Below are 24,753 nucleotides of genomic sequence, written 5' to 3'. Positions count from 1 at the left end.
CGGCCCATGCTGGCGGTTCGGTCTGATCGGGTTCAGTGCTGGTCGCCCTCCTCGGGCACCCCGGACTCGACCATGGCCGAGGGCATGAGCCCCGGCAGGATGTCGGACAGGCTCAGGACGCCGACCTCGGCTCCCGACTCGGTGACGACGGCGAGCTGCGTCCGATGGCGCCGCAGCTCGGCGAGCACCGCGGTCAGCCCCGCGCCCGCGTCCACGACCACCGGGGTGCGTGCGAGGCTGCGCACCGGGGCGTCCGACGCCACGGCCAGGGTGTCGCGGACGTGCGCGACACCCACGGTGCGGTCGCCGTCCCGCACGAGGATGCGCAGGTGCCCACTCGCGCGGGTGGCGGCCTGGACGTCCGCGGCCGTGGCGTCCGCCGACACCGCGGTGAAGTGCTGCTGCTCGGCCAGCATCTCCCGCACGGTCTGGTCGCGCAGCCGCAGCACCGAGGTGAGCGAGCCGCGGTAGCGGACGTCGAGCGCGCCGACGTTCGCGGAGTGCTCGACGAGCTCGCGCAGGCCCGCGACGTCCTGGCCCGCCGACAGCTCGTCGACCGGCTCGGCGCCCGCCTTGCGCACGAGCCAGTTGGCGGCGGCGTTCATGCCGACCAACACCGGGCGGGCGAGGGCCATGAAAGCGCGCATGGGCAGCGCGAGCAGCACCGAGGAGTCCTCCGGGTGGGCGATGGCCCACGACTTGGGGGCCATCTCCCCCACCACCAGGTGCAGGAACGTGACGACCACCAGAGCCAGCACGAAGGCGACCACGTCGGCCACCACCAGCGGGAGTCCGACCGCCTCCAGCGGCGCCATCAACCAGTGGTGCACCGCCGGCTTGGTGATGGCGCCCAGCGCCAGGGTGCAGACGGTGATGCCGAGCTGGGATCCGGCCAGGAGAAGGGTGATCTCGGAGGAGTTCTTGAGCGCGGCGCGGCCGGCGGCGGAGTCGGCACGCTCCTCGAGCCGGTGCTGCTTGGATGCCATGAGCGCGAACTCGGTGGCCACGAAGAAGGCGGAGGCAACGATGATGACGACGGTCAAGGCGATCACCGCGCCGGTGCTCAACGACGTCTCGAGCGGGGTCATCACGCACCCCCGTCCGCGGCCGGGCCTTCGGTGGCGGCGCCGTCCTCGGCCAGGGAGATGAGCACCCGGCCGGGCACGTGGCGCGCCACCTCGAGCACTTCGAGGGTGACATGCCGCGGCGGCGTGTCAGGGTGCAGGGCGAGCTGGGCGGGGGTGGGTTCGAGCCGCAGCGTGACGCTCTGCCCCACCTCGGGAAGGTCACCGAACTCGCGGATGACGAGGCCGGCGATGGTCTGGAAGTCCCCCTCGGGCAGGGTCAGGCCGGTGCTGCGCTCCACCTCGTCCACGTGGACGTCACCCGCCACCTCCCACGGCCCCTCCGGCGCCCCCGGGGACGCGTCGGCCTCGACCGGGTCGTGCTCGTCGGCGATGTCGCCGATGATCTCCTCCACGAGGTCCTCCACCGTGACGATGCCGACGAAGGCACCGAACTCGTCCACCACGCACGCGATCTCGGCGTGGGCGTCCGCCAGTGCTGCCTGCGCATCCGGCAACGGCATGAAGACGGGCACCACCAGCGCCTCGCGGGTGATGCGGGTCACCGAGAGATCCGCGTCGGCGGGCACCCCGAGCACGTCGACCAGGTCGACGACGCCGACGACCCGCTCGCCGGCATCGAGGACCGGGTAGCGGGTGTGACCGGTCGCCATGAGCGCGCGCACCTCGGCGACGGTGACGGTGTCACGCACCGTGTCGACGCCGACCCGCGGCACCATGGCGTGCTGGACGTCGCGGCGGGGGAAGTCGAGGATGCGATCAATGACCACCGCGAGGGTCGGCGCAAGGGTGCCGGCGTCGCGGGAGAGGGCGACGACGCGCTCGAGGTCCGTGGCGGACGCGGTGGCCTCGACGTCGTGCACGGGCTCGATGCGGAGCGCACGCAACAGCAGCTCGGCCGCCTTGTCGAACACCCAGATCACGGGGCCCAGCACGGTCAGGTAGATCCGGGTCGAGGGCGTCAGCGCGTCCGCCGTCTGCGCCGACCGCGCGATCGCGTAGTTCTTGGGGAACAATTCGCCGAACAGCATCTGCACCAGCGTGGAGAACGCCAGGGCCACGATGCCGCCGATCGTGACGCTGATGGCGGTGCTCGTGCCGCCGGTGACCAGGCTGGCGAACGCCTGACCGATGAGGGGCTCGGCAACGTAACCGACCAGCAGGCCGGTGACCGTGATGCCCAGCTGGGCCCCCGACAGCATGAACGAGGTGCGTCGGGTGATGGTGAGCGTCGCCTCGGCGCGCTGGTCGCCGGCCGACGCGCGGCTGGCGAGCCGCGAGCGGTCCACGGCGACGTAGGCGAACTCCTGGGCCACGAAGTAGGCCGTCGCGGCCGTGATGGCGAACACCACCACCACGCCGACCAGGAGGGAGACGATCGGGGTCATCGGCCGGCCTCCAGTGCGGCCCGAACGGCAGCACTGCCGGCGTCGCGATCGCGCGTGAGCAGCCGCTCCGCCCGGCGCTCGTCCCCCCGCGTGGGCGTCCGGACGGTCACCGTGCCGCTCACCCGGCCGCGGACGACGAGGCGAGCGCCCTCAGCGCTGGGGCGGGTGGGCACGGTGCTCGTCACGCTGGAGCTGGAGTCGATCTGCAGACCCTGGGTGTCGACGCCCCAACTGGCAGGGACGACGAGGGTCGCCGCACCCCACCCACTCCCCACCAGCACGAGATCGATGATGGGCGCGAGCGCCTGGGCACGAGTGAAGTCCAGTGTCAGGCTGCCGATGCCGTACTGCGCCTCGAGGAAGGGCGGCACGTCCCACTCCCCCAGCACGCGCAACATGCGCCAGCCGCTGGATCGCAGCAACAGCGGCTCCTCGAAGCGCCATCCCGGCCCCGTCCCGGGAGTGGACTGCTCCCCCAACAGCGCCGCCAGCTCGGCCGCGGGCAGGAGGTCGTCCAACACGGCGGCCAGGTCCCCCCGGGTGCGGGCGTTCACGGCCCGCGGGACGCGATCCTCGAGTTCGTCGAAGGTGATCCGGGCGTCGGCGGCCGCGTTGCGCAGCGTCTCCAGCGCGTGTTCGCGATGGACGGTGCCGACACGGAGTGTCGCCTCCGGCCCGGGGCTCCCAACTGTCATGGCGACGACCCTAGTCCGACCCGGACGTTGATGCCCTCACCGTGAGGCTCGGGCTCCGTTCAGTGCGAGACTCACGAGGGTGGCCAAGCGTTCGGGGAGGGGACGCCAGGAGTCCATGCCCTGCCGGGCGCGGTTGAGTTCAACCAGACCGGCGGAGATCACCATGCGCGCGGCGGCCCGAGCGGCCTCAGGCGGGGCGTCGGCGCCGATGATGTCGGTGATGCGGCGTTCGAGCTGGTCGACCTCGGCGAGGACGGCGTCCCGGTGCACCCCGTCCTGGCCGAACAGCAATTCCCGGGCCACCGCCATCGTGTTGGCGGGGTCGTGCGCCGACGCGGTCACGAATGGCTCGAGCAGGGCGAGGATGGCCTCGACCGGGTCATCGTGGCCGTCCGCCTGCTCCAGCACGTGCGGGAAGTCCCGACGCCACCGGTCCGCGACCACCATCATCAACAGCTCCGGCTTGCTGGCCGCGTACTGGAAGACCGTGCCCGCCGCCACGTCGGCCGCGTGGGCCACCGACGCCATCGTCATCTTGTCGTAGCCGTCGCGCTCCAGCCCGGCGGACGCCGCGGCCAGGATCCGTGCCCGCTTGTCGGCCTTGCTGCGCTCGCGCCGCCCTCCTGCGATCGTGGTTGGTGTCATACCTCCGCATCCTACGCCGTGGCGACACTCGCTCAATGTTGATCTTCCTCATCTTTGACATCCGCTCATTTTTGAGTAGCCTCAGATGTGTACCCAACGAAACCATGGAGGAACCGTGAACCACCTGCGCTACCGAGATGACCTCGAGACCATTCAGCCCAACGAGGAGCGCATCGCCCACGAGATCGTGGAGCACATGGGGCACACGCAGTTGGCGGCCGCCGGCCGCCACCGTCACGCCCACCGGGATGCCCACGCCAAGAGCCACGCACTGCTCACCGGCACCCTGCGCGTCCTCGACAACCTTCCCGACGAGCTCGCCCAGGGCGCCTTCGCCACCGCTGGCGAGCACGAGGTCGTCGCGCGGCTGTCGTCCGCGCCCGGCGACATCCGCAGCGACGAGGTGCCGGCGCCGCGCGGGTTCGCGCTGAAGATCCTCGGCGTCGAGGGCGAGCGGATGCCCGACCACCCCGACTCCACGAACCAGGACCTGCTGATGGTCAACTTCCCCGTGCTGGCCTTCGGCACCGTCGCGCGCTACCAGGAGATGCTGGGGCTGCTCGAGTCGCAGGCCGAGCGGCCAGCGGCCGTGCAGCGGGGCGTCGCCGCCACCGCCCGCGCCGTCGAGAAGGGGGTGGAGCGCCTCGGCCGCACCCCGAGCGCCACCCTCCAGGGCCTGGCCCGCGACTACGCCCACCCGCTCGGTGAGACCTACCACACCCAAGGTGCGCTCCGGTACGGCGACGCCGTCGCCAAGCTCTCCCTCGCGCCGGTCGGGGCCGTCGCCGAGCTCACCGGCCGGCCGATCGAGCCCGACTTCGACAGCAACGCGGACGCCATCGCGCGCCACTTCCGCGACGCCGGCGCCGACTACGAGCTCCGCGTCCAGCTCTGCACCGACCTGGAGCGCATGCCGATCGAGGACGCCGCAGTGCTGTGGGATCCGGCCCTGTCGCCCCACCGCACCGTCGCGACCCTGCACCTGCCCCCGCAGGACCTCAGCTCGCCCGCGCGGCGGGTCCACGGTGACGACCACCTGTCGTTCAGCCCCTTCAACGGGCTGGCGGCCCACCGCCCGCTGGGCTCGATCATGCGCGTGCGTCGGCTCGCCTACGCCCAGTCCTCCGACCTGCGGCACCGCCTCAACGCGGTCGCCCCCGCCGAACCGATGTCGGCCTCCGACATCCCCGCCTGAGCACCACCTCCCGAAAGGAAACCCCCCATGAACAACACGCAATCCCCCCACACCGGCAAGGATCTGCCCCGCCCGGGCAACCCCGACCCGCGGCTGTCCGACGAGTCCCGCCTGGAGGAGTTCCGCCGCGTGGCCGCCGAGGTCGCCGCAGACGCCCCCACCATCGCGCAGATCTCCATCAACGCGCTGATCAAGGACCACAACCCGCTCTACGACGGCAGCTCGCAGTCCGCCGGGCGCGCTGGGCGCCAGTCCGGCAACGTCTCCGAACTCACCGCCATCGCCGAACTCAAGCCCGGCGGCGCTGATCGGCTGCGCCGGATCTTCAACCTCACCGGCGGCAACTTCGACGGCGCCCAGCGCGTCTCGACCCTGCACAACATGCGCTTCGTCTTCTTCGACGACGACACCCGCATCATCTTCGCGACCGCCTACGACGGCGACTGGGACACCTACATCAACGACTTTGCGACCAAGATCCCCGAGCTGATGGACCTGCTGTTCGCGAACGTGGTCGGCTGGCCCGGCATCAGCTCCCCCGACGTCAAGGACTACATCGCCGAGCACCAGATCGACGCCGCGGGCTGGTTCGTCGCCAACCCGCAGGTGACCGTCGTCGACACCCGCCGCCTGCAGCGGACCGAGCAGGCGCTCGACACGTTCCTGGACACCATGGCCTCGAACGATGCCGTCGACCCCACCACCCGGGAGGCGCTGCGCGTCCTCGCCGAGCAGGTCTCTGAGCCGACGGGGGTGGACTACTGATGTCCCCCACGCACCTGCTGCGCCGCTTCCGCCGCGAGGACGTGAGCCTGCAGCTCGACGACATCCAGGCGTTGATCCTGCGGGCGCGCCCCGAGCCCTACGTCGGGCTGCACGCCATGGTCCACTTCGACGAGCCGGACGGCGGACGCGACCTCATCGCCCGGCTCGCCGAGCACATCCCCTCCGCGGACGACTGGGCCGAGGACCGGCACGCCTGGTCCGGTGTGGCCCTGAGCTTCGCCGGGCTGCGGGCGCTCGGCGTGCCCGACGCGTCGCTCGAATCGTTCCCGCTGCCCTTCCAACAGGGCATGGCCGCGCGCGCCGAACAGCTGCGCGACCACGGTGAGAACGCCCCCGAGGACTGGGAGGAGGCCTACCGCGACCAGCGCTGCCACCTGGCGCTGACCATCTATGCGGACAACGAGGACGACCTCGCCCAGGCCGTCGCGACCGCCGAGCGCGAGCTCGAGGCGTCCACCGGGATCACCGTGGTGGGCACCCACACGTTCGGCGTCGACGAGCGGGCCGAGAACCCGTTCGGCTACCGCGACTCGATCTCCCAGCCCACCGTCGCTGGCTCGGGCGTGGCTCCGCAGCCGGGACAGGAGCGGGCCATCGCCGCCGGGGAGTTCATCCTCGGCGAGAACAGCGAGACCGGTGCGCCGGTCGCCATGCCCTCCCCCGACGTGCTGGGCCGCAACGGCTCGTTCGTCGTGCTGCGCAAGTACGACAGCCGGGTGGGCGCCTGGAACGACTTCCTGCGCGACCACGCCGGTGACGAGGCGGCCCAGGACCGGCTGGGTGCGCAGATGGTCGGGCGATGGCGCTCGGGCGCTCCGCTCGTCCTGGCCCCGGAGGGCGACGACCCCGCCCTCGGCGCCGACCCGACGCGGAACAACGACTTCGACTACGCCGACGACACCCGCGGCCTGGTGTGCCCGCACAGCAGCCACACGCGCCGGCTGAACCCGCGGTTCAGCGAGACCACCATCCTGAACGACGAGAACATTCACCGCATCATCCGGCGATCGTCGACGTTCGGGCCGCGCTGGACGCGAGAACTCACCGCTGCCGATGACCACGACGACGAGCGCGGGCTGTTCTTCATCTTCATCAGCGCGCGCGCCTACGACACGATCGAGTTCCTGCAACAGGAGTGGATCAACCGCGGCAACTTCATCGACCTCGGCACCGAGCGCGATCCCGTTGTCGGCCTCCACGACGAACCGGGGACCTTCACCGTGCCCGCCGAGCCGGCCCGCCGCCGCGTCCCGGGGGTGACCACCTTCAACCGGCTCCGCGGCGGGGAGTACATGTTCATGCCGTCGCTCTCGGCCCTGGCCTGGCTCGGACGGGCGGGCTGGCAGGCCTGAGGCTCAGCCCCACAGGGGCGAGGCCCCGTCGTCGCTCGCGTGGGGCCCCCGTTCGGGATCGTCGTCGGCGAACGGTCGACCCTCGGTCTCGGCCAGGGCCGCGCGGGCGGCGTCGCGCGACAGACCGGTCATCTGCAGCAGGTCGACGACCAGGGCGCGCAGCAGCACCATGAGCGCCACCGAGCGCCAGTAGTCGGCGCGCATCTGGGACGGCGCGAGCTGGGCCGCGGTGTCCAGCAGCAGGGCGCGGGCCCGGTCGGGCCGCGACCAGGTCCGCACCGCGTCGGCCAGCAGCCGGGCGGCCCGAGCGGTGTCGCTGACCAGCCCGCCCACCTCGGGCATCCAGCCGACCTCCTCGGTCATGCCCACCGCCTGGCGCTCCAGCAGCATCGCGCTGCGCACGGCCCGGCGCAGCAACCGGAACAGCCGGCCCAGCTCCGCCACCTCGCCACGGTGCCGCCGCAGCGCCGGGTTGAACCCCACGACGTCGCGCGCCGTCTTGATCGTGCGCTCCCAGTCGTCGGACACGTCGGTCAGCACCCGCCGCTGCGCCTTGACGTCGCCCAGCACCTCACGGTCGCCGGTGGTGAGGCCCCGGCCAATCAGCTCCAACATCTCGGCCAGCGCGATGAGGGCCGACGTGGCGTAGCGGCGTGGCCGACTGGTGGGGTGACGGGGCAGCAGCACCGCGATCACGAAGGCGACGCTCACCCCGATCAGCGCCTCCACCCACCGGCTCTGGACGCCGCCGAGCGCGGCGTCCAACCACGACATGCCGACGATGACGATGCCGTTCACCCCGGCCTGCATGGTGGTGAGGTCACCGCGATCGATGAACCGCCCGAAACACGCGGCGACGACGAGCACGACGCCGATCTGCCACCAGCCGGCGTCGAAGAAGTGCGTGAGCAGCTCGCCGATGAGCACGCCGACGGACGCCCCCAACCCCAGCTCGGCGACCTTCCGCGGCTCCCGGTCCACCTTGAACCCCAGGCACACCCACGCCGCGATCGGCGCGAAGATCGGGCTGGTGTGCCCGAAGACGCGCTCGGCGACCAGCCAGGCCAGAGACGCCCCGAACGCGGCCACCACGATCGGGAACAGCGACCCCCGGACGCGGCGGAACCCCTGCCGCACCGCCGAGCCAACGAAGACGCCCCGGCGCCGCAGGTCCAACCGCTCGGTGGTGCGGACGAGGAAGCTGTCGGGCATCGGTCACCCCCGTCCGCTCAGAACCCCAGTCGGTTCAGATGCTTGGGGTCGCGCTGCCAGTCCGCGAGCACCTTCACGTGGATCATCAGGTGCACCGGCATGCCGAGCAACTGCTTGATCTGCAGGCGGGCATCGGTGCCGACCTGCTTGAGCCGCTCCCCGCGGTGCCCGATGATGATGCCCTTCTGGCTCGCCCGCTCGACGATCACCGAGGCGTAGATGTCCATCAGCGGCTTGTCGGCCGGACGCCCTTCCCGCGGGTTCATCTCGTCGATGACCACGGCGATCGAGTGGGGCAACTCGTCGCTGACGCCCTCCAGCGCCGCCTCGCGGATCAGCTCGGCGATGCGGGTCTCGGTGGGCTCGTCGGTGATCTCCCCGTCCGGGTAGAGGGCTGGCCCCGGGGGCAGCAGGTTCACGATCTCGTCGACGACCACGTCCACCTGGTCGCCCGCCACCGCCGAGACCGGCACGACGGACTCCCACCGCACCCCGAGCGATTCCTCCAGCGAGGCGATCTTGACGAGGTGCTGGCCGAGTCGCTCGCGGCTCACCAGGTCGGTCTTCGTGGCCAGCGCGATCAGCTTCGGACGCCGCGGCAGCTCCGCGATCTGGCGCACCAGGTACTCATCCCCAGGGCCGATCCGCTGTGACGCCGGCAGGCAGACCCCGATGACGTCGACCTCGCTCCACGTGTCGTGCACCAGGTCATTGAGACGCTCACCGAGCAGCGTCCGCGGCCGGTGCAACCCGGGGGTGTCGACCAGCACCAGCTGGGCGTCGTCGCGGTTCACGATGCCGCGGATGACCCGCCGGGTGGTCTGCGGCTTGGACGACGTAATGGCGATCTTCTGCCCCACGATCGCGTTCGTCAGCGTCGACTTGCCTGCGTTCGGCCGCCCCACGAAGCAGGCGAAGCCCGACCGGAACCCCTCGGGAAAAACGAACGCGGACGCCGGCGCCGCGGCCGGCCCCCCGGCTCCCAAGGCCCGCTCGTCGTCGTCGAGGTCGTCGTCGACGTCCTCCGGGAGGTCGTCGGGGAGGTCGTCGGGAAGGCTGTCATCCATGTGGCCGGCTCCGTTCACTGGTCACGTGTCCAGCTCGTGGCGCCCCGGTGACCGGCCTCGGCGCCGCTCTCGGCGGCCAGGCCGACGGCGGCGTCCACCGCGGCATCGGCGTGGCTGTCGTCGGCGATGAGGCCGGCCACCACCGTCTGGATGGCGTGGCGCCGCCCGGACGCCCGCTCGGCCACGAGCTCGAGGCCCTCCCACTCGACCACCGACCCGGGGATGGGCACCTTGTTGAGTTCCTTGGCCATCAGGCCCAACACCGTGTCCACGTCGTCGTCGTCGACCCGCAGCCCGAACAGTTCACCCAACTCGTCCACCTGCAGGCGCGAGTTGACCCGGAACCGCCCGTCGGCGAGCTGCACGTAGGGCGGGATCTCCCGGTCGTACTCGTCGACGATCTCGCCGACGATCTCCTCCAGGATGTCCTCGATGGTCGCGAGCCCGGCCGTGCCCCCGAACTCGTCCACCACGATCACCACGTGGCTGCGGGTGAGCTGCATCTCCTTCAGCAGGGCGTCCACGGGCTTGGAGTCGGGGCAGAACGTCGGCTTGCGCATGAGCGAGTCGACCGTCTCGGACGCCTGCGCCTGCGGGTTGTCGTAGCTGCGGCGGATCACGTCCTTGAGGTAGAGCACGCCGCGCACGTCGTCGACGTCGTCACCGATCACCGGGATCCGGCTGAACCCCGAGCGGAGCGCGAGCGACAGGCCCTGGCGCAGCGTCTTGTCGGCCTCGATCCACACCATCTCGGTGCGGGGCACCATCACTTCCTTGACGATGGTGTCGCCCAGCTCGAACACCTGGTGGATCATCCGGCGCTCGCCCGCCTCGATCAGGTCGGACGCCTCCGCCATGTCCACCAGCTCGCGCAGTTCGGCCTCGGAGGTGAACGGGCCGTCGACGAAGCCGCGGCCCGGGGTGATCCAGTTGCCGACGATGATGAGGATCTGGGGGAACCAGCCGAGCACGGTCGTCAGCCCACTGACCAGCCCCGACGTGCGCAGCGCGATGGAATCGGCGTGCTGGCGGCCCAGCGTCCGGGCCCCCACCCCGATGAGGATGTAGCTGATGAGAACCATCGGCACGGCCGCCCACAGCAGCTGCCCGCCGATGCTCCCGACGTGGTCGGCGACGACGGCCGTCACCAACACGATGGCGACGATCTCGAGCACCATGCCGACGAACAACATGGTGTTGAGCGAGGGGGCGGGATCCTGCGTCATGGTCAGCAGCCGCTCGGCGCCGCGGCGTCCGTTCTTCACGTGCGCCTCGGCACGCGCCTTCGAGAACGACGTCAGCGCCGCCTGGATGGCCGTCGCCAGCCCGGACAGCAACACGCAGACAGCGGCAACCCCCAGCAGGATCCACTCGAATTGGGTCAACAGGGCACTACCGTTTCTGTGCGGCGACGGGTCGCGGCCATCCTACCCGTTGCGCATCGGGCGACCGTCAGGCGCCGGCCGCCGCCCAGGCGGCGATCACCTGGTCGTTGAGGCCGAACATGACCCGCTTCTCCTCCGGCTCGGCATGGTCGAAACCCAGCAGGTGCAACAGGCCGTGCACGAGCAGGTAGTCGGCCTCCTCCTCGGGCGTCCGCTGGTGCTCGGACGCCTGCGCCGCCGTCACCGTCGGGCACAGCACGATGTCGCCGAGCAGCCCCAGCGGCGGCTCGTCGTCGTCGGACGGGGGCCGCAGCTCGTCCATGGGGAAGCTCAGGACGTCGGTGGGGCCGGGCAGCCCCATGAACCGCTCGTGGTAGTCAGCCATCGTGGTCTCGTCGACCAGCAGGATCGACAGCTCGGCCTGCGGATGGATCCGCAGCTGCTCCAGGGCGAACGCGGCGAGCCGGACGAGGCGCTTCTCGTCCACCTCGATGCCGGACTCGTTGTTCAGGTCGATCATGGCCTGCTCCTGCGGGTGGGTTCGGGACGGGTCGATTCGGGTCGGGTCGACTCGTACCGGTCGTACGCCTCGACGATGCGCCCCACCAGCCGGTGCCGCACCACGTCGTGGTTGGTGAGGCGGCAGAAGGCGATGTCGGTGACCCCGTCCAGGATCGACTCGGCCTCGCGCAGCCCCGATTTCGTTCCCGACGGCAGGTCGACCTGGGTGACGTCGCCGGTCACGACCATGCGGGAGTTGAACCCGAGCCGGGTCAGGAACATCTTCATCTGTTCCATCGAGGTGTTCTGGGCCTCGTCGAGGATGATGAACGCGTCGTTCAGCGTGCGGCCGCGCATGTAGGCGAGCGGCGCCACCTCCACCGTGCCGGCGGTGAGCAGCCGCGGCACCTGGTCGGGGTCGAGCATGTCGTGCAGCGCGTCATACAGCGGGCGGACGTACGGGTCGATCTTGTCGTTCAGGGTGCCGGGCAGGAAGCCGAGGCGCTCACCGGCCTCGATCGCCGGCCGGGTCAAGATGATGCGGTTGACCTCCTTGGCCTGCAGCGCCTGGACGGCCTTGGCGACGGCGAGGTAGGTCTTGCCCGTACCGGCCGGCCCGATGCCGAACACCACGGTGTGGGCATCGATCGCGTCCACGTACCGCTTCTGGTTGAGCGTCTTGGGCCGGATCGTCTTGCCGCGCGCGGACAAGATGTTCTGGGTCAGCACCTCGGACGCGTGCAACTCGCCCGGCTCGGACGCCATCCCCACCACCCGCTCGACGGCGTCGGCGGTGAGACCCTGGCCGGTGCGGGCGATCGTGATGATCTCGGTGAGGGCGTCCGCAGCGGTGGCGACATCCGCGGCCGAACCCGTCAGGGTGATCTCGTTGCCGCGCACGTGGACGCCGGCGTCCACCGCCTGCTCGAGGATGCGCAGGAACTCGTCGCGGGGCCCCACGATGGTGACCATCGGGATGGAGGCCGGCACCGTGATGCGGCGGGTGGCCTCGGTCAGCGGAGTAGTCAGGATCGCTCCTCGTCAGCGGCAGGTTGAGGGGCCGGCCCCACGGCCGGCACCCGGGTGATTCTACTGGACTTCGTCGTCATCCTCGGTGTCGATGACGTGCATCGCCGCCTCCTCCGCCGAGGCCGCCCCGCCGTCGATGCCCACCGAGAACGCCACCGCGTCCTTCTCGTCGTCGACACCCGCCTCGCCGTGGCGGGCGTCCACGAGGCGTCCGGCGCGCTGGTTGCCCACCTGCCGCGACTCGCCGTCGGGGTTCCACGGGCGGTCATCCGGGCCGGACGACTCGGGCTCCTCCTGCTTGACGCGCATGGCGAGGGTCTCGCCCCGGCGCATTTCCGCGGCGGTGTTGCCGAAGCCCTGGGCCGGGGACCAGTCGTCCGGCGCGATGTACCCCTCGTCGAGCACGTCCGGGACGCCGCGATCCACCAGCGTGTCCGCCGGCTGCAGCTGCTCCAGGGAGTCGTCGAAGCCGTCCGCGATTCCGTTGTTCTCGCTCATGCACCGATCCTGCCACCAACGCCCGCGCCAGGCACGCCAATCACCGGGCCGCTGGGGTGGATCCGTGATCGCGGCGCGGGCGGCGGGGCGTAGGCTGTGCGGCCGTGACCTCGACAGCGACCCGCACCGACCGGCCCACCGCCACCTACGCGCGAGGGACGCGCGGCGTCCACGACCTCGTGCTCACGTCCTTCGTCGCCGTGCTGCTCATCAGCAACATCGGCGCGACGAAGCTGATCCAGTTCGGGCCGGACGTGGCGATCCTCGGCTTCCCGGTGCTGCCGATCATCACCGACGGCGGCGCGTTCCTGTTCCCCCTCGCCTACCTGCTGGGCGACGTGCTCGCGGAGGTCTACGGCATGCGTCGCGCCCGCCGGGCCATCGTCACCGGGTTCGTCTGGGCCGCGGTCATGAGCGTGACCTTCCTGGTGGTGGACGCCGCCCCGCCCGCCGTCGACTGGCCCAACCAAGAGGCGTGGAGCGCCGTCCTCGGCTTCGTGCCACGCATCGTGCTGGCCAGCCTGGTCGGATTCCTCGTCGGGCAGTTCCTCAACGCGTGGGTGCTGGTGCGCATCAAGGACGCCTTCGGCGAGCGACGCCTGTGGGTGCGCCTCGTCACCTCGACCGTCGTCGGAGAGTTCGCCGACACAGTGCTGTTCTGCACCATCGCGTTCGGCCCGTTGGGGATGTGGCTCGGGGGCGGCTCGATCCCCCTGCCCCAGCTCGTCAACTACATCGTGGTGGGTTGGGTCTACAAGGTGCTGGTGGAGGTGCTGCTGCTCCCGGTCACCTACCGGCTCGTCGCGGCGGTGAAGCGGCGCGAGCCCGACTACCACTGACTCTCCTCGGCGTCCGCGACCCCGCCGGTGGCTGGCGGGTCAGGCGGCGCGGGGGCGTGCGGGGACGCTGACCACCACGGCGTTCGACGCCAGGTCGTGCCAGCCGCGCCGCTCCGGCCCGAGCACCGACAGGTAGCCCAGACCGGCGGGCAATCCGAGCACGAACAGCATCGCCGCGCGCGCGAGGCCCCGGCTCCACCCGAGCCGCTCGCGGGTGCGATAGTGCACCACCCGCGTCCCCACCAGCCGCTTGCCGAGCGTCTGACCCCGCGCATTGCCGATCGTGAAGTACACCAGCGCCAGCAGCGAGACGCTCCCGAGCACGGTCGCCATCGCCGCCACGTAGGCGGCCAGGGCCTGCGGTGTCGTGGGCCGGGGCACGACGAAGCCGGTCGCGAACTGGGCCCCGAGCATGACGGCGCTCAACAACAACCCGTCCAACAGCGCTCCGCCGAATCGCTGGCCAAGAGGTGCGAGATCGGGCGCCACCGTCGCCGCAGCCGGCGCGGGGCGCCGGGCCGGGTCGGATGCCCGGGTGGGGTCAGGTCGGCGAACCGGGTCCGGGACGACGGCGGGGCCACGAACCGGGCCCCCACCCGCCCCGCGCAGCGCCGCCCGGGCCACCGTGCGACCGTCCACGCCGTCTTCCGGAGCGGCCGGGTCGACTTCGTCCGGATGGCCCGCCCTGTCCGCACGGCCCGCCCTGTCCGCCCGGTGCTCACCGTCGCCGGTCCACGGTTCTGGACGCGGCCCGACGTGTCCGCTCTGCCGTGCTGCGGCAGTCGCGCCTCCCAACGGCGCGCCGCAGCGCGCGCAGCTGCGCGCCCCTGCGGTGTTGTGGTGCCGGCACAAGGAGCACTCCACGGGCCGGGGCCTCCTTCGCGTCCGTCACCGGCTGAGCGCGGTGAGCACTGGAATCGTCGTGCCAAGCCTGCCAGAGCGAAGGGGGACTGTCGGTGGGGAGGACTCCCCATTCACATCGGGTGCCGGGAGCGGGCGAGTTGTCCACAGGCGGCACCGGTCGCGCTGGCGGCGCGAGGCGTCCACGCCGCAGGCTCGTCCCATGACGGTTCCCGTGCCGGCCCTCGCGCCCCTCAGCCGCCCGGTGCTCATCCGACTGGTTCCACCCCTGCCCGCCGATGGCCCGGCGCAGCCGGAGCTGCCGTTCCGGGAGCCCCGGCCCGATCTCTGGCCCGCCCAGCCCTCCCGAACGGCGGAGGAACGGGTCGTGCGGGCGATCGCCGTCGCGCTCGTCGAGGTGCTCGCCGGGCGGCGTCCACCGAGCCAGGCCCACCCCATCGTGGCCGAGGAGGTGGGCAGCGTGGTCGGTCACGTGCTGCGTTCCCGCGTCGCGCACGGCCTGGTCGTGGCCTCGTTCCGCATGCAGGAGCCCCGACCCGGCGTCGCCGAGGTCACGCTCCGGCTCGCCGACGCCCACCGCAACGCCGCGCTGGCGCTCCGCCTCGAGGGGCGCCGCACCCGCTGGCGCTGCACCGCCCTGGAGGGGAGCCTCGTCGAGGGGGCGACCCGCCCGTTCCGGAGCCACTCCTGACCGGTCCCGCCCGGGCAGAGCGCCCGCCTCAGACCGTGCGGCCGTGGCAGTGCTTGAACTTCTTGCCCGACCCGCAGTGGCAGCGCTGGTTCGGGCCCAGCTTGCTGCGGCGCGGCTGGTCGGCATCGTCTCCGTCCTCCGCACCCGCACCCGCACCCGCACCACCATCCGACGCCGCGTCCTGCGCCGGGGCCGCGCTGCGGACGGCCTGGCCGTCCTCGTCGGGAGCCGTGTAGGTCAACCGGGCCGGCTCGCGCTGCGGCGTGAGGCCGGGGGCCTGCACCGCCCCGGCGACGTTCACCGGCGCCCCGTCCGCGCCGGTCACGACGCCGACCTGCGGCGCCGGGGCCGTCTGGGGCGCGGCGTTGACCTCCAGGTTGAACAGGAAGCCGATCGACTCCTCGAGGAAGGCGTCCATCATGGCGTTGAACATGTCGCCACCCTCGCGCTGGTACTCCACCAGCGGGTCGCGCTGCGCCATCGCACGCAGGCCGATGCCCTCGCGCAGATAGTCCATCTCGTAGAGGTGTTCGCGCCACTTGCGGTCGAGCACGGTCAGGACGATGCGCCGCTCCAGCTCGCGCATCACCGGGGCCGTCAGCTGCTCCTCGCGCCGGTCGTAGGCGGCGTCGGCGTCCGCCACGAAGTCGTCCACCAGCGTGTCGGTCGTCAGGTCGGTGCGCTCGGCGTACTCCTCCAGGTCGAGGCCCACCGGGTAGAGGGTCCGCAGCTGGGTCCACAGCGCCTCGAGGTCCCAGTCCTCCAGGAACCCCTCGGTGTGCTGGCGGACGACCTGCTCCACGACGCGCGACGTCGCCACCCGCAGCTGGCCGTCCACATCGGCGCCCTCGAGCACCTTGCGCCGGTCGCCGTAGATCGTGTGCCGCTGCCGGTTCATCACGTCGTCGTACTTCAGGACATTCTTGCGCATCTCGAAGTTCTGCGCCTCCACCATCTCCTGGGCGCTCGCCACGGAGTTGGTGACCTGCTTGTTCTCGATCGGCACGTCGTCCGGCACGTTGAGCACGAGCAGGACGCGCTCGATCAGGTCGGCCTTGAACAACCGCATCAGGTCATCGGCCAGCGAGAGGTAGAACCGCGACTCCCCCGGGTCGCCCTGTCGACCCGACCGGCCGCGCAGCTGGTTGTCGATGCGTCGGCTCTCGTGCCGCTCCGAGCCCACCACGTACAGCCCGCCCAGCCCGACGACCTCCTCGTGCTCGGCGGCCGTCTGCGTTTCGAGCTCGGCGTACACCTCGGGCCACGCCGCCTCGTACTCCTCGGCGTTCTCCCGCGGGTCGAGCCCGCGCTGCCGCAGGGCGGCGTCCGCCAGGAACTCGGCGTTGCCGCCCAGGATGATGTCGGTACCGCGGCCAGCCATGTTGGTGGCCACGGTGACGGCGCCCTTGCGGCCGGCGAGCGCCACGATCGCGGCCTCCCGCGCGTGGTTCTTCGCGTTCAGCACCTCGTGCTTGACCCCGGCCTTCACGAGCCGGGCGCTGATGATCTCCGACTTCGCGACGGACGCGGTGCCCAGCAGCACCGGCTGCCCGGCGGCGTGGCGCTCCACGACGTCGGCGACCACGGCGTCGAACTTCGCGTCCTCCGTGCGGTAGATGAGGTCGGGCTGGTCGACGCGGATCATCGGCTTGTTCGTGGCGATCGGCAGCACGCCCAGGCCGTAGATCTTCTGGAACTCGCTCTCCTCGGTCTTCGCCGTGCCGGTCATGCCGGCGAGCTTGTCGTACATGCGGAAGTAGTTCTGCAGCGTGATCGTCGCGAGCGTCTGGAACTCCTCGCGGATCTGGACGCCCTCCTTCGCCTCGAGCGCCTGGTGCAGGCCCTCGGAGTAGCGACGCCCCACGAGCGTGCGGCCGGTGAACTCGTCGACGATCAGCACCTCGTTCTCGGGGGTGACCATGTAGTCCTTGTCCCGCCGGAACAGCTCCTTGGCGCGCACCGCATTGTTCAGGTAGCTGATCAACGGGGTGTTGGCCGACTCGTAGAGGTTGTCGATGCCCAAGCTGTCCTCGACCATCGTGATGCCGGGTTCCAGCACCGAAACGGTCTTCTTCTTCTCGTCGACCTCGTAGTGGGTGTCGCGCTTCATGCGCTTCACCAGGCGCGAGAACACCGGGTACCAGCGGTGGTTGTCCTCTGCCGGGCCGGAGATGATCAGCGGCGTGCGGGCCTCGTCGACGAGAATCGAGTCGACCTCGTCCACGATCGCGAAGTGGTGGCCGCGCTGCACGCAGTCGGCCAGCGACAGCGCCATGTTGTCGCGCAGGTAGTCGAAGCCGAACTCGTTGTTGGTGCCGTAGGTGACGTCGGCCGCGTAGGCCACCCGGCGCTGCGCCGGCGTCATCTGCTGCAGGATGACACCGGTCTCGAGGCCCAGGAAGTGGTGGACACGGCCCATCTGCTCGGACTGGTAACGCGCCAGGTAGTCGTTGACCGTGACGACGTGGACGCCCTTGCCCGACAGGGCGTTGAGGTAGCTGGGCAGCGTCGCGACGAGGGTCTTGCCCTCACCGGTCTTCATCTCGGCGATGTTGCCGAGGTGGAGGGCCGCCCCGCCCATGATCTGCACGTCGTAGTGCCGCTTGCCCAGCACGCGGGTGGCCGCCTCGCGGACGACGGCGAACGCCTCGGGGAGGATCGTGTCGAGCGACTCCCCGTTCTCGATCCGCTGGCGGAACGCCGGCGTCTCCGCGCGCAGGTCGTCGTCGCTCATCGCCTCGAACTCCGGCCCCACGAGGTTGACCTGGTCGGCGATCGCCGCGAGGCGACGGATCTGTCGCCCCTCGCCGAGATGCATCAGCTTGTCGAAAAGTCCCACGAGGAGTCATCCTACCGGCCCCGGCCCCCGCCCCCACCGGGCGGGCCCTCACAGCGCGGCGGCCAGCTCCGCAGCGAGGGTGCCTCGGCCGGCCGGCACCACGTCGTCGAGCCCCAGCCAGCCCGCCATCGTGCGCAGCTCGGACGCCAGCGCCGCGGCCGTCGCGGCCGCCGGTGCCGGTTCCTCCAGCCAGGCGGCCTGCACCCGCAGGACGCCGGCCGCCCGATCGGCCTTCAGGTCGACCCGCGCGGCAACCGCGTCGCCGTGGAGGAACAGGTACACGTAGTAGCCGTAACGGCGCTGCGGCTCGGGCACGTAGATCTCGATGCGGTACTCGGCGCCGAACAGCTGCTCCAGCCGTGGCCGGTCGAACACCAACGTGTCGAACGGGCTCACGAGGGCCTGCACGGCCAGGTTGCGCGGCCGTCGCGCCGCGTGCCACAGCCAGAACGGCTGCGGCAGCCCGGCGACGGTCGCCGGCACCAGCTCGCCGGACGCCTCGAGCGTCGCCACCGCCCGGCGCACCGCATCGGTGCGGAGGTAGAAGTACGTGCTGAGCGCCTTGACGTCAGCGACCCCCAAGGCGCGCGCCGCCCGGCGCACATAGGCCAGGTGGGCGTCCTCGGCCGTCAGCTCCCCGCGCGCGAGCACGGCGGGGGGCACCACGCGTTCGGTCAGGTCGTAGCGCCGCTCGAACGCGGCGTTGCGGCTGGCCACGCCGACCGTTCCGGCCGTGAAGTGGTGCTCTAGGACGTGCTTGACGGCCGACCAGTTCCACCCCCAGTGGTCGCGGGAGCGCTCCTCGGCGTGGTCGATCTCGCGTGGCGTCAGGGGCCCCGCGCCGGTGACGTCGGCCAGCACCCGCTGCTCGAGCTCGGGTGTCTCGGCGCGCAGGCGGGCGAGCGTGGCGTGCTCACGGCCCGCATTCGCGCGCATCCGCCAGCGCAGCGCCGGAAACAGGTCGACATCGACGAGGCAGGCGGCGTGGCTCCAGTATTCGACGAGCCGGCGCGGCGCCTGCCCGGCCGCCCGGTCGAGCAGCGCGGTGTCGTAGGGGCCGAGGCGGGCGAACAGTGGCATGTAGTGCGCACGCACCGCCACGTTCACCGAATCGATCTGGAACTGCGCGACGTCGCCGATGACGCGGGCGACGTGGCGCATGCCGACCGCCGCGGGGCGCGGCCGCCCAAACCCCTGGGCGGCCAGCGCGATGCGGCGGGCGGCGGCACGGGTGAGCCGAACCGGCGTCACTCCTTCTGACCGAGATCGAGGTGGATGACGCCGTAGTCGTAGGCCTTGCGCCGATAGACGACACTCGGTGCCCCCGACTCGGCGTCGACGTAGAGGAAGAAGTCGTGGCCGACGAGCTCCATCTCGTCCAGGGCCTGGGCCAACGTGAGCGGGGTGGCGGGGAAGATCTTCTCGCGGACGACCAGCGGGCCGTCGCCGGTGATCTCCAGCCCGCCGATGCGCTGCACGGGCGGGGCGTCCGGGTCGACGGCCGGCGTCTCCACCGGCGCGGACGCCATCTCGAGCGTCTCGGCGACCCGCAGCCCGCGGTGCACCTTGCGCCGGTCGGCGGCGCGGCGGAGCTGGGCCTTCAGCCGGTCCAGCGCGTGCTCGAAGGCCATCGACTTGTCGTCGGCGGCCGCCTCGGAGCGGACGACGGGGCCGCGGCCGTACAGCGTGATCTCGACGCTGGTGGCGTGGTCGGGCTGCTTGTGGGGGTGGGCCGACACCTGCACCTCGACGCGTTGGACGCGATCGCGGAAGCGTTCGATCGAGGCGATGCGCTCGGTCACCCTCTCCCTGAAGTCGTCGTTGATGGTGCAGCGGCGTCCGGTGACGATGACGTCCATGGCGAACCCTCCTTGATCGCGGATCACGAAAGGCACCGGGCCAGCCTCCGGCGAGGAACGCCGGGGGCCTGGCTGCTGGTGCCATGCGCCGACCCTAGCGCAGCGCCGTCCGCAATTCACCCGGATGGGGGTGCCCCGCCCCCGGGACGTTCCCGCGTCACGGCACACAGGACGGCCGCCCCGCACACGCTGGCCCCCGCGGCCCGTAGCGCCCGCGTCGCCTCGGCCAGGCTGGCGCCGGTGGTCGCCAGGTCGTCCACGACCACCACCGGACGCCCCCGCCGCGGTCGCGCCACGAACGCCCCCGCCACGTTGCGCCGACGGCCCACGACATCCAGACCCGCCTGGTCGGCGACGCGACGCCGGTGGCGCAGGCAGGCGTCCACCCCGGCGTCCAGCCCGGTGCCGGCCACCACCGCGGCGGCGTGTCGGGCCAGGAGGGCCGTGGTGTCCAGGCCGCGCTCGCGGACGGCGGCCGCCCGCGACGGCATGGGAACGAGGTCCACCCCGTCCGGCAGCCGGCCGCCGGCGAGCAGCAGGGCGGCGACCGCCCGCGCCAACGCCCACCCCAGCGGGTCGGCCAAACTGCGCGCGCCGCGCTCCTTGAACCCGATCGCCGCGGTGCGCCACGGGTCGGTGTAGTCGGCCGAGGCCCACACGGCGACGCCGGCGTCCACCGGCGCCGCGAACGGCGCCACCCCGGTGAGTGTGGCGTGGCAGGCCGGACACACGCCGGCGGTGGGCGCACCACACGTGGGGCAGCTCGCGCCCAGGAACCAGGACGCCGCCGCGTCCACCCCCGCCCGCACCCACACGCCCAGACATTAGGCCGGGCCTGTCACCTCACCCGGGGTAGAACACCGACGACGCCGACGACTGCTGGGCCGACCACCGGAAGTCGGCGTTGTAACGCAGCAGCTCACCCTCGGTGGAGCGGGCCAGCGCCGGCACGCCCGGTGCCACGGCGAGCTCGACGAGCCCGTCCTCACCGGTCGGCCCGATGGGCGCGAGCACCGACCCGTCCTGCGCCACGGACATGACGGTCGTCGTTCTGCCGTCGGCGACGAGGACGCACAGGGTGTCGGCGCTGCGCCACCCCACGTCGCGCACGGTACGCTGGGTGAGTTCCGACTCCGTGACCGACAGCGCCCGGACTCCCTCGACGCGCACCTCGTCCTCCGCCCGGACGATGACGCCGAGTGCCACCGTCCCCCCGCCGGGGCCATCCATGACGAACGCGATGCGGACCCCGTCCGGCGCGACCCGCAGGGCCCCGACGCGGCCCTCAGCCGAGCCCGTCACCGTCACGGCGACCGTCCGGCCGTCCGGCAGCACGGCACCGACCGCACCTCGGTCGTCGACGAACCACAGCTCGCCCTGCCGCGCGTAGTGCGGGCGGCGCAGGCCGATGGCGGAGGCGACCGGCTCGGCTCCCGGCTGGGTCATGGGTGCCACCAGGAGCTGGGAGCGGTCGGCGTTCACCCCCGCCGCGGCGAGGGCGTCCGGGCGGACGGCGGCGTAGGCGACGGCGTCCAGCCCGGGGGCGGTTTCGATCGCCTCGAGGCCGCCCGGCACCTCCACCAGACGCACGACGCGGCCGGCCACGACCGCGAAGAGCTGCCGGCTGGTCTGCCGGTCCTGCGGGTCGGCGTCCGCGAAGGCGTCCACCGCCACGAGACGCCCCTGCCCCTCCACCTGCCACGGCGACTGGCCAGCCCAGCCGACCTCGACCGCCGCCACGTTCTCGAAGGGACGCAGCGTCCACACGAGGCGGACGGCCAGCGCCCTCCGCTCGGCGTCGCTCAGATCGGGCCCGGTGCGCCGCAGCACCACCTGGGCGACCCCGTCCGTGTCGACGCGGACCGAGTCCAGCCCCACCACGGGGGACGCGGGGTCCAGCCCCGGGGCCAACCAGGCCGTCGGTGTGCTCACCACCGAGCGGACTGCCCCCTCAAGCGCGTAGGAACCGCGCGGGAAATACCGCGGGTCGGGCACCAGCCACTGCTGCCCGGGCGCGAAGAAGTACACCACGACCCGGGTGAAGGCACTCGTGAACAGGTACTCGGACACGATCAGACCCTCGGGCGGGTGGTCGATGCGCCACTGGCCGTCCGCGTCGGTGACCAGCCCGAAGTCGTGGTCGATCTCGCCGCTGGACTGGCGGTACGATCCGAGGTGGTCGAGGGTGCCGACCACGGGGGCGCTCAGCACGGCGCTGTCGTCGGTGGCGACGACGGGGTTGCCCTCGGCGTAGATGCGGACGCCGGCGTCCGGGTTCCACTCCGCATCCGCGGCCGGGGTGAGGTAGGCGCGGGCCAGCCGATACCCGGGCTGCCAGGACGCCATGGCGTGCAGGAAGCCCTCCACGACCTCGCTCGGGGTGGCGTCGCGACCGGGTGGGGCGGGTGCGATCTCCACGCCCGGATTGATGCGGCCGGGGTCGGCCGACACCTGCGTCACCGGGCCCGAGGTCGGCACCGAGGCGCAGCCGGCCAGGGCGCCTGCGGCCGCCCCGAGCAGCAGCGTGCGGCGTTTCAACGGACGCCCCCCGCCCCCGGCACCACCGGGATCGGCGACTCGGCCACGATGCCGCCCGGGGTCCGGGGCAGCGTGAGGCGAAACTGGGCGCCATGGCCGGGGCGGCCCCAGGCGTTGAGCCAGCCGCCGTGCAGTTCGGCGTTCTCCAGCGCGATCGACAGGCCGAGGCCCGACCCGCCCACCGTGCGCTGCCGCGACGGGTCGGCCCGCCAGAAGCGGGAGAACACCTGGTGCGCCTGGGCGGCGCTGAACCCGACGCCGTGGTCACGGACGGCGACGGCCACGGCGTCCTCGTTCGCGCGCACCGTGACGTCCACGTCCCGACCCTCACCGTGCTCGATCGCATTGCTCAACAGGTTCGACAGGATGCGCCGGATGCGCCGCGGGTCGACCTGGCAGCGGGTGTCGCCTGTGGCGTCCACGTGGATGGTCGTCGCGTACGCCTCGGCCAGCGACTGCTGGGCGGCCACCTCCGCCGCCACCAGGGCGGCGAGGTCGACCTCGTCGGCCTGGAGTTCGGCGGCGCCGGCGTCGAACCGGGAGATCTCCAGCAGGTCGGTGAGCAGCACCTCGAAGCGGTCGATCTCCTGGCGGAGCAGCTCCGCCGAGCGCTGCGGCAGCGGCGGCAGGGCGTCGCGGCCCTCGTAGAGCACGTCCACCGCCATCCGGATCGTGGTGAGCGGCGTACGCAGCTCGTGGCTCACGTCGGAGACGAACTGCCGCTGCACGCGGGAGAGATCCTCGAGCTGCTCCAACCGGCGGCCCAACTCGTCGGCCATGTGGTTCATGGAGCGCCCCAGCCCGGCCAGGTCGTCCGAGCCGCGGACGGCCATCCGCTCGTCGAGCTTGCCGGCGGCGATGCGTTCGGACGTCTCCCGCGCGGCCCGGATCGGGCGCAGCGCCTGCAGCGAGATGAGGTACATGATCCCGGTCATCAGGGGGAGGAAGGCCGCGGCGGCGAGCAGCGCCGAGCGTTGCACCACCTGGAGGGTCTGCTGCTCCTGGTCCATGAGGAACAGGAAGTACACCGGGTAGCGCCCGCTCCCGGGGGCCAGGAGCGCGCCCCCGACCACCAGCCCCGCCCGGTCGGCCCGGCCGTCGGTGAACCGGACCACGGTGGGGGTGGTGAACATCTCCGAGCCACCGACCTCGACGGCGTAGCGGATCGGGTCGGGCACGCTGGCGACGTCGACGCCGGCCGACGCGATGTCGGAGACGGGCCCCGCGATCACCACCTCGTACTGGTGACCCACGTTGCCGCGGCTGGCCGCGTCCCGGGCCAGCAGGGTGAGCCGTTCGTTGACCGTGGACGTCCGCAGGTCGGCGTCCCGCAGCGAGGCCTGCATGCCGTCCATCACGGCCGCCGCCTCGGACACCGACTGGCTGGTCTTGGCCGCCAGGATGCCGCGGGAGGAACTGTCGACCAGCAGCCAGCCGGTCACGGCGAGGACGATCAGCGAGGCGGCGACACTCATCGTCACGACCCGGAACGACAACGAGCGCGACCACCACGCCCGCGGCGAGCGCGCCAGGGCCGGCGGTTCGGGGGCCGGACGCGGTGCGTCCACCTGCTGGGTGGTCACGGGCTGGGCACGCCGGCCCGGTACCCGATGCCCCGCACGGTCACGACGATCTCGGGCCGCTCGGGGTCGCGCTCGATCTTGCTGCGCAGGCGCTGCACGTGCACGTTGACGAGCCGCGTGTCCCCCGTGTGGCGGTAGCCCCACACCTCTTGCAGCAGCAGCTCGCGGGTGAACGCCTGGCGGGGCTTGCGGGCCAGAGCGAGCAGGAGATCGAACTCCAGCGGCGTCAGGGCGATGGGCTCCCCGCCGCGGTGGACGGTGTGCGCCTCCACGTCGATCGCCACCTCACCGATGCGCAGGGTGTCGGCGTCCTCCTCCGGCGGGGCCGAGCGGCGCAGCCGCGTCTTCACGCGCGCCAGCAACTCCTGGGTCTTGAACGGCTTCGGCACGTAGTCGTCCGCGCCCGCCTCCAGCCCCTCCACGACGTCACGGGTGTCGGACTTGGCCGTGAGCATGACGATCGGGACGTCGGATTCCGCCCGCAGATCCCGGCACACGTCGACGCCGTCGCGCCCGGGCAGCATCAGGTCGAGCAGCACCAGATCCGGGCGGGCGCGGCGGAACTCCTCCAGCACCCTGTCCCCCCGCGCCACCCAGCTGGTCTCGTACCCGGACGCCTGCAACACGATCTGCAACATCTCGGCCAGCGCCACGTCGTCGTCGACGACGAGGATCACGCCGCCGGTGGATCGGCTCTCCCCCATG

General features: G+C 71.9%; 23 protein-coding genes. 5 read left to right on the top strand and 18 right to left on the bottom strand.

Going from position 1 to position 24,753, the window contains the following annotated elements; all coding sequences use genetic code 11:
- Positions 1–32: 32 nt before the first annotated feature.
- From PCC79_RS06575 to PCC79_RS06560, 4 genes are read right to left on the bottom strand one after another with little or no spacing between them, the layout of a single operon-like run.
- Positions 33–1,088, bottom strand: a complete 1,056-nt coding sequence (locus PCC79_RS06575; RefSeq protein WP_342373345.1) for a hemolysin family protein — start codon at positions 1,086–1,088, stop codon at positions 33–35.
- A complete protein-coding gene (locus PCC79_RS06570; protein ID WP_232548231.1) occupies positions 1,088–2,473 on the bottom strand; it encodes a hemolysin family protein in 1,386 nt (461 codons plus the stop codon). The genes PCC79_RS06575 and PCC79_RS06570 overlap by 1 nt, the downstream gene beginning before the upstream one ends.
- Positions 2,470–3,168: a DUF1707 SHOCT-like domain-containing protein gene (locus PCC79_RS06565; protein ID WP_232548232.1), complete on the bottom strand. Its 699-nt coding sequence runs from the start codon at positions 3,166–3,168 to the stop codon at positions 2,470–2,472. Before PCC79_RS06565 ends, PCC79_RS06570 begins: the two co-directional genes overlap by 4 nt.
- 36 nt (positions 3,169–3,204) lie before the next feature.
- Positions 3,205–3,813 carry a TetR/AcrR family transcriptional regulator gene (locus PCC79_RS06560; RefSeq protein ID WP_232548233.1) on the bottom strand — a complete coding sequence of 203 codons (609 nt, stop codon included), beginning with the start codon at positions 3,811–3,813 and terminating at the stop codon, positions 3,205–3,207.
- 115 nt (positions 3,814–3,928) lie between these two features.
- On the opposite strand from PCC79_RS06560, the gene PCC79_RS06555 reads away from it, so the two are divergent.
- Genes PCC79_RS06555 through PCC79_RS06545 form a run of 3 tightly spaced genes read left to right on the top strand, consistent with a single transcriptional unit; the run spans position 3,929 to position 7,146 of the window.
- Positions 3,929–5,008, top strand: coding sequence for a catalase family protein (locus PCC79_RS06555; RefSeq protein ID WP_342373344.1), 1,080 nt, complete (start codon positions 3,929–3,931; stop codon positions 5,006–5,008).
- 27 nt (positions 5,009–5,035) lie between these two features.
- Positions 5,036–5,773, top strand: a complete 738-nt coding sequence (locus PCC79_RS06550; protein ID WP_232548235.1) for a hypothetical protein — start codon at positions 5,036–5,038, stop codon at positions 5,771–5,773.
- Complete coding sequence (locus PCC79_RS06545) at positions 5,773–7,146, top strand: peroxidase (protein WP_342373343.1); 1,374 nt, start codon at positions 5,773–5,775, stop codon at positions 7,144–7,146. The genes PCC79_RS06550 and PCC79_RS06545 overlap by 1 nt, the downstream gene beginning before the upstream one ends.
- A 3-nt stretch (positions 7,147–7,149) precedes the next feature.
- Here PCC79_RS06545 and PCC79_RS06540 read toward each other — a convergent pair whose 3' ends face one another.
- The 6 genes from PCC79_RS06540 to PCC79_RS06515 all read right to left on the bottom strand — a co-directional run bounded on the left by PCC79_RS06540 (position 7,150) and on the right by PCC79_RS06515 (position 12,838).
- The gene (locus PCC79_RS06540) at positions 7,150–8,358 is read right to left on the bottom strand and encodes an FUSC family protein (RefSeq protein ID WP_342373342.1); all 1,209 of its coding nucleotides are present in this window, start codon (positions 8,356–8,358) and stop codon (positions 7,150–7,152) included.
- Between the two features lie 17 nt (positions 8,359–8,375).
- Positions 8,376–9,425, bottom strand: coding sequence for a GTPase Era (era, locus tag PCC79_RS06535; protein WP_232548238.1), 1,050 nt, complete (start codon positions 9,423–9,425; stop codon positions 8,376–8,378).
- Positions 9,426–9,439: 14 nt separating this feature from the next.
- Entirely contained in the window at positions 9,440–10,810 is a 1,371-nt protein-coding gene (locus tag PCC79_RS06530; protein ID WP_232548239.1) for a hemolysin family protein, read from the bottom strand.
- Between the two features lie 67 nt (positions 10,811–10,877).
- The gene (ybeY, locus tag PCC79_RS06525) at positions 10,878–11,330 is read right to left on the bottom strand and encodes an rRNA maturation RNase YbeY (protein ID WP_342373341.1); all 453 of its coding nucleotides are present in this window, start codon (positions 11,328–11,330) and stop codon (positions 10,878–10,880) included.
- Positions 11,327–12,283 (bottom strand): PhoH family protein, encoded by a 957-nt coding sequence (locus tag PCC79_RS06520; protein WP_232548241.1) that lies wholly within the window; start codon positions 12,281–12,283, stop codon positions 11,327–11,329. Before PCC79_RS06520 ends, ybeY begins: the two co-directional genes overlap by 4 nt.
- Positions 12,284–12,400: 117 nt before the next feature.
- Positions 12,401–12,838 carry a DUF5709 domain-containing protein gene (locus PCC79_RS06515; RefSeq protein ID WP_232548242.1) on the bottom strand — a complete coding sequence of 146 codons (438 nt, stop codon included), beginning with the start codon at positions 12,836–12,838 and terminating at the stop codon, positions 12,401–12,403.
- 104 nt (positions 12,839–12,942) lie between these two features.
- Here PCC79_RS06515 and PCC79_RS06510 point away from each other — a divergent pair, with 104 nt between their 5' ends.
- Positions 12,943–13,677: a queuosine precursor transporter gene (locus tag PCC79_RS06510; protein WP_342373340.1), complete on the top strand. Its 735-nt coding sequence runs from the start codon at positions 12,943–12,945 to the stop codon at positions 13,675–13,677.
- A 39-nt stretch (positions 13,678–13,716) separates the two neighbouring features.
- On the opposite strand, the gene PCC79_RS06505 is transcribed toward PCC79_RS06510, so the two are convergent.
- A complete protein-coding gene (locus PCC79_RS06505) occupies positions 13,717–14,316 on the bottom strand; it encodes an RDD family protein (RefSeq protein WP_232548244.1) in 600 nt (199 codons plus the stop codon).
- Between the two features lie 424 nt (positions 14,317–14,740).
- Between PCC79_RS06505 and PCC79_RS06500 the strand changes: the two genes are divergently transcribed.
- Entirely contained in the window at positions 14,741–15,229 is a 489-nt protein-coding gene (locus PCC79_RS06500; RefSeq protein ID WP_232548245.1) for an Rv3235 family protein, read from the top strand.
- Positions 15,230–15,257: 28 nt separating this feature from the next.
- Here PCC79_RS06500 and secA read toward each other — a convergent pair whose 3' ends face one another.
- The 7 genes from secA to mtrA form a co-directional block, all read right to left on the bottom strand.
- Positions 15,258–18,047 (bottom strand): preprotein translocase subunit SecA, encoded by a 2,790-nt coding sequence (gene secA / locus PCC79_RS06495; RefSeq protein WP_342373600.1) that lies wholly within the window; start codon positions 18,045–18,047, stop codon positions 15,258–15,260.
- Positions 18,048–18,116: 69 nt separating this feature from the next.
- A complete protein-coding gene (locus PCC79_RS06490; protein ID WP_232548246.1) occupies positions 18,117–19,319 on the bottom strand; it encodes a winged helix-turn-helix domain-containing protein in 1,203 nt (400 codons plus the stop codon).
- On the bottom strand, positions 19,316–19,927 hold the full coding sequence (hpf, locus tag PCC79_RS06485) for a ribosome hibernation-promoting factor, HPF/YfiA family (protein WP_232548247.1): 612 nt from the start codon (positions 19,925–19,927) through the stop codon (positions 19,316–19,318). The genes PCC79_RS06490 and hpf overlap by 4 nt, the downstream gene beginning before the upstream one ends.
- Positions 19,928–20,043: 116 nt before the next feature.
- The gene (locus PCC79_RS06480; protein WP_342373339.1) at positions 20,044–20,742 is read right to left on the bottom strand and encodes a ComF family protein; all 699 of its coding nucleotides are present in this window, start codon (positions 20,740–20,742) and stop codon (positions 20,044–20,046) included.
- A gap of 28 nt (positions 20,743–20,770) precedes the next feature.
- Positions 20,771–22,465, bottom strand: coding sequence for an LpqB family beta-propeller domain-containing protein (locus tag PCC79_RS06475; RefSeq protein WP_232548249.1), 1,695 nt, complete (start codon positions 22,463–22,465; stop codon positions 20,771–20,773).
- On the bottom strand, positions 22,462–23,961 hold the full coding sequence (gene mtrB / locus PCC79_RS06470) for an MtrAB system histidine kinase MtrB (protein ID WP_269779230.1): 1,500 nt from the start codon (positions 23,959–23,961) through the stop codon (positions 22,462–22,464). The genes PCC79_RS06475 and mtrB overlap by 4 nt, the downstream gene beginning before the upstream one ends.
- 83 nt (positions 23,962–24,044) lie before the next feature.
- The gene (gene mtrA / locus PCC79_RS06465) at positions 24,045–24,752 is read right to left on the bottom strand and encodes an MtrAB system response regulator MtrA (protein ID WP_232548250.1); all 708 of its coding nucleotides are present in this window, start codon (positions 24,750–24,752) and stop codon (positions 24,045–24,047) included.
- Between the last annotated feature and the right edge of the window lies 1 nt (position 24,753).

It is taken from the genome of Propioniciclava soli (assembly GCF_038502305.1).
Lineage (GTDB): Bacteria > Actinomycetota > Actinomycetes > Propionibacteriales > Propionibacteriaceae > Propioniciclava > Propioniciclava soli.
The sequence above is the reverse complement of the archived record's forward strand: the minus strand, read 5'-3'. Positions and strand labels throughout refer to the sequence as shown.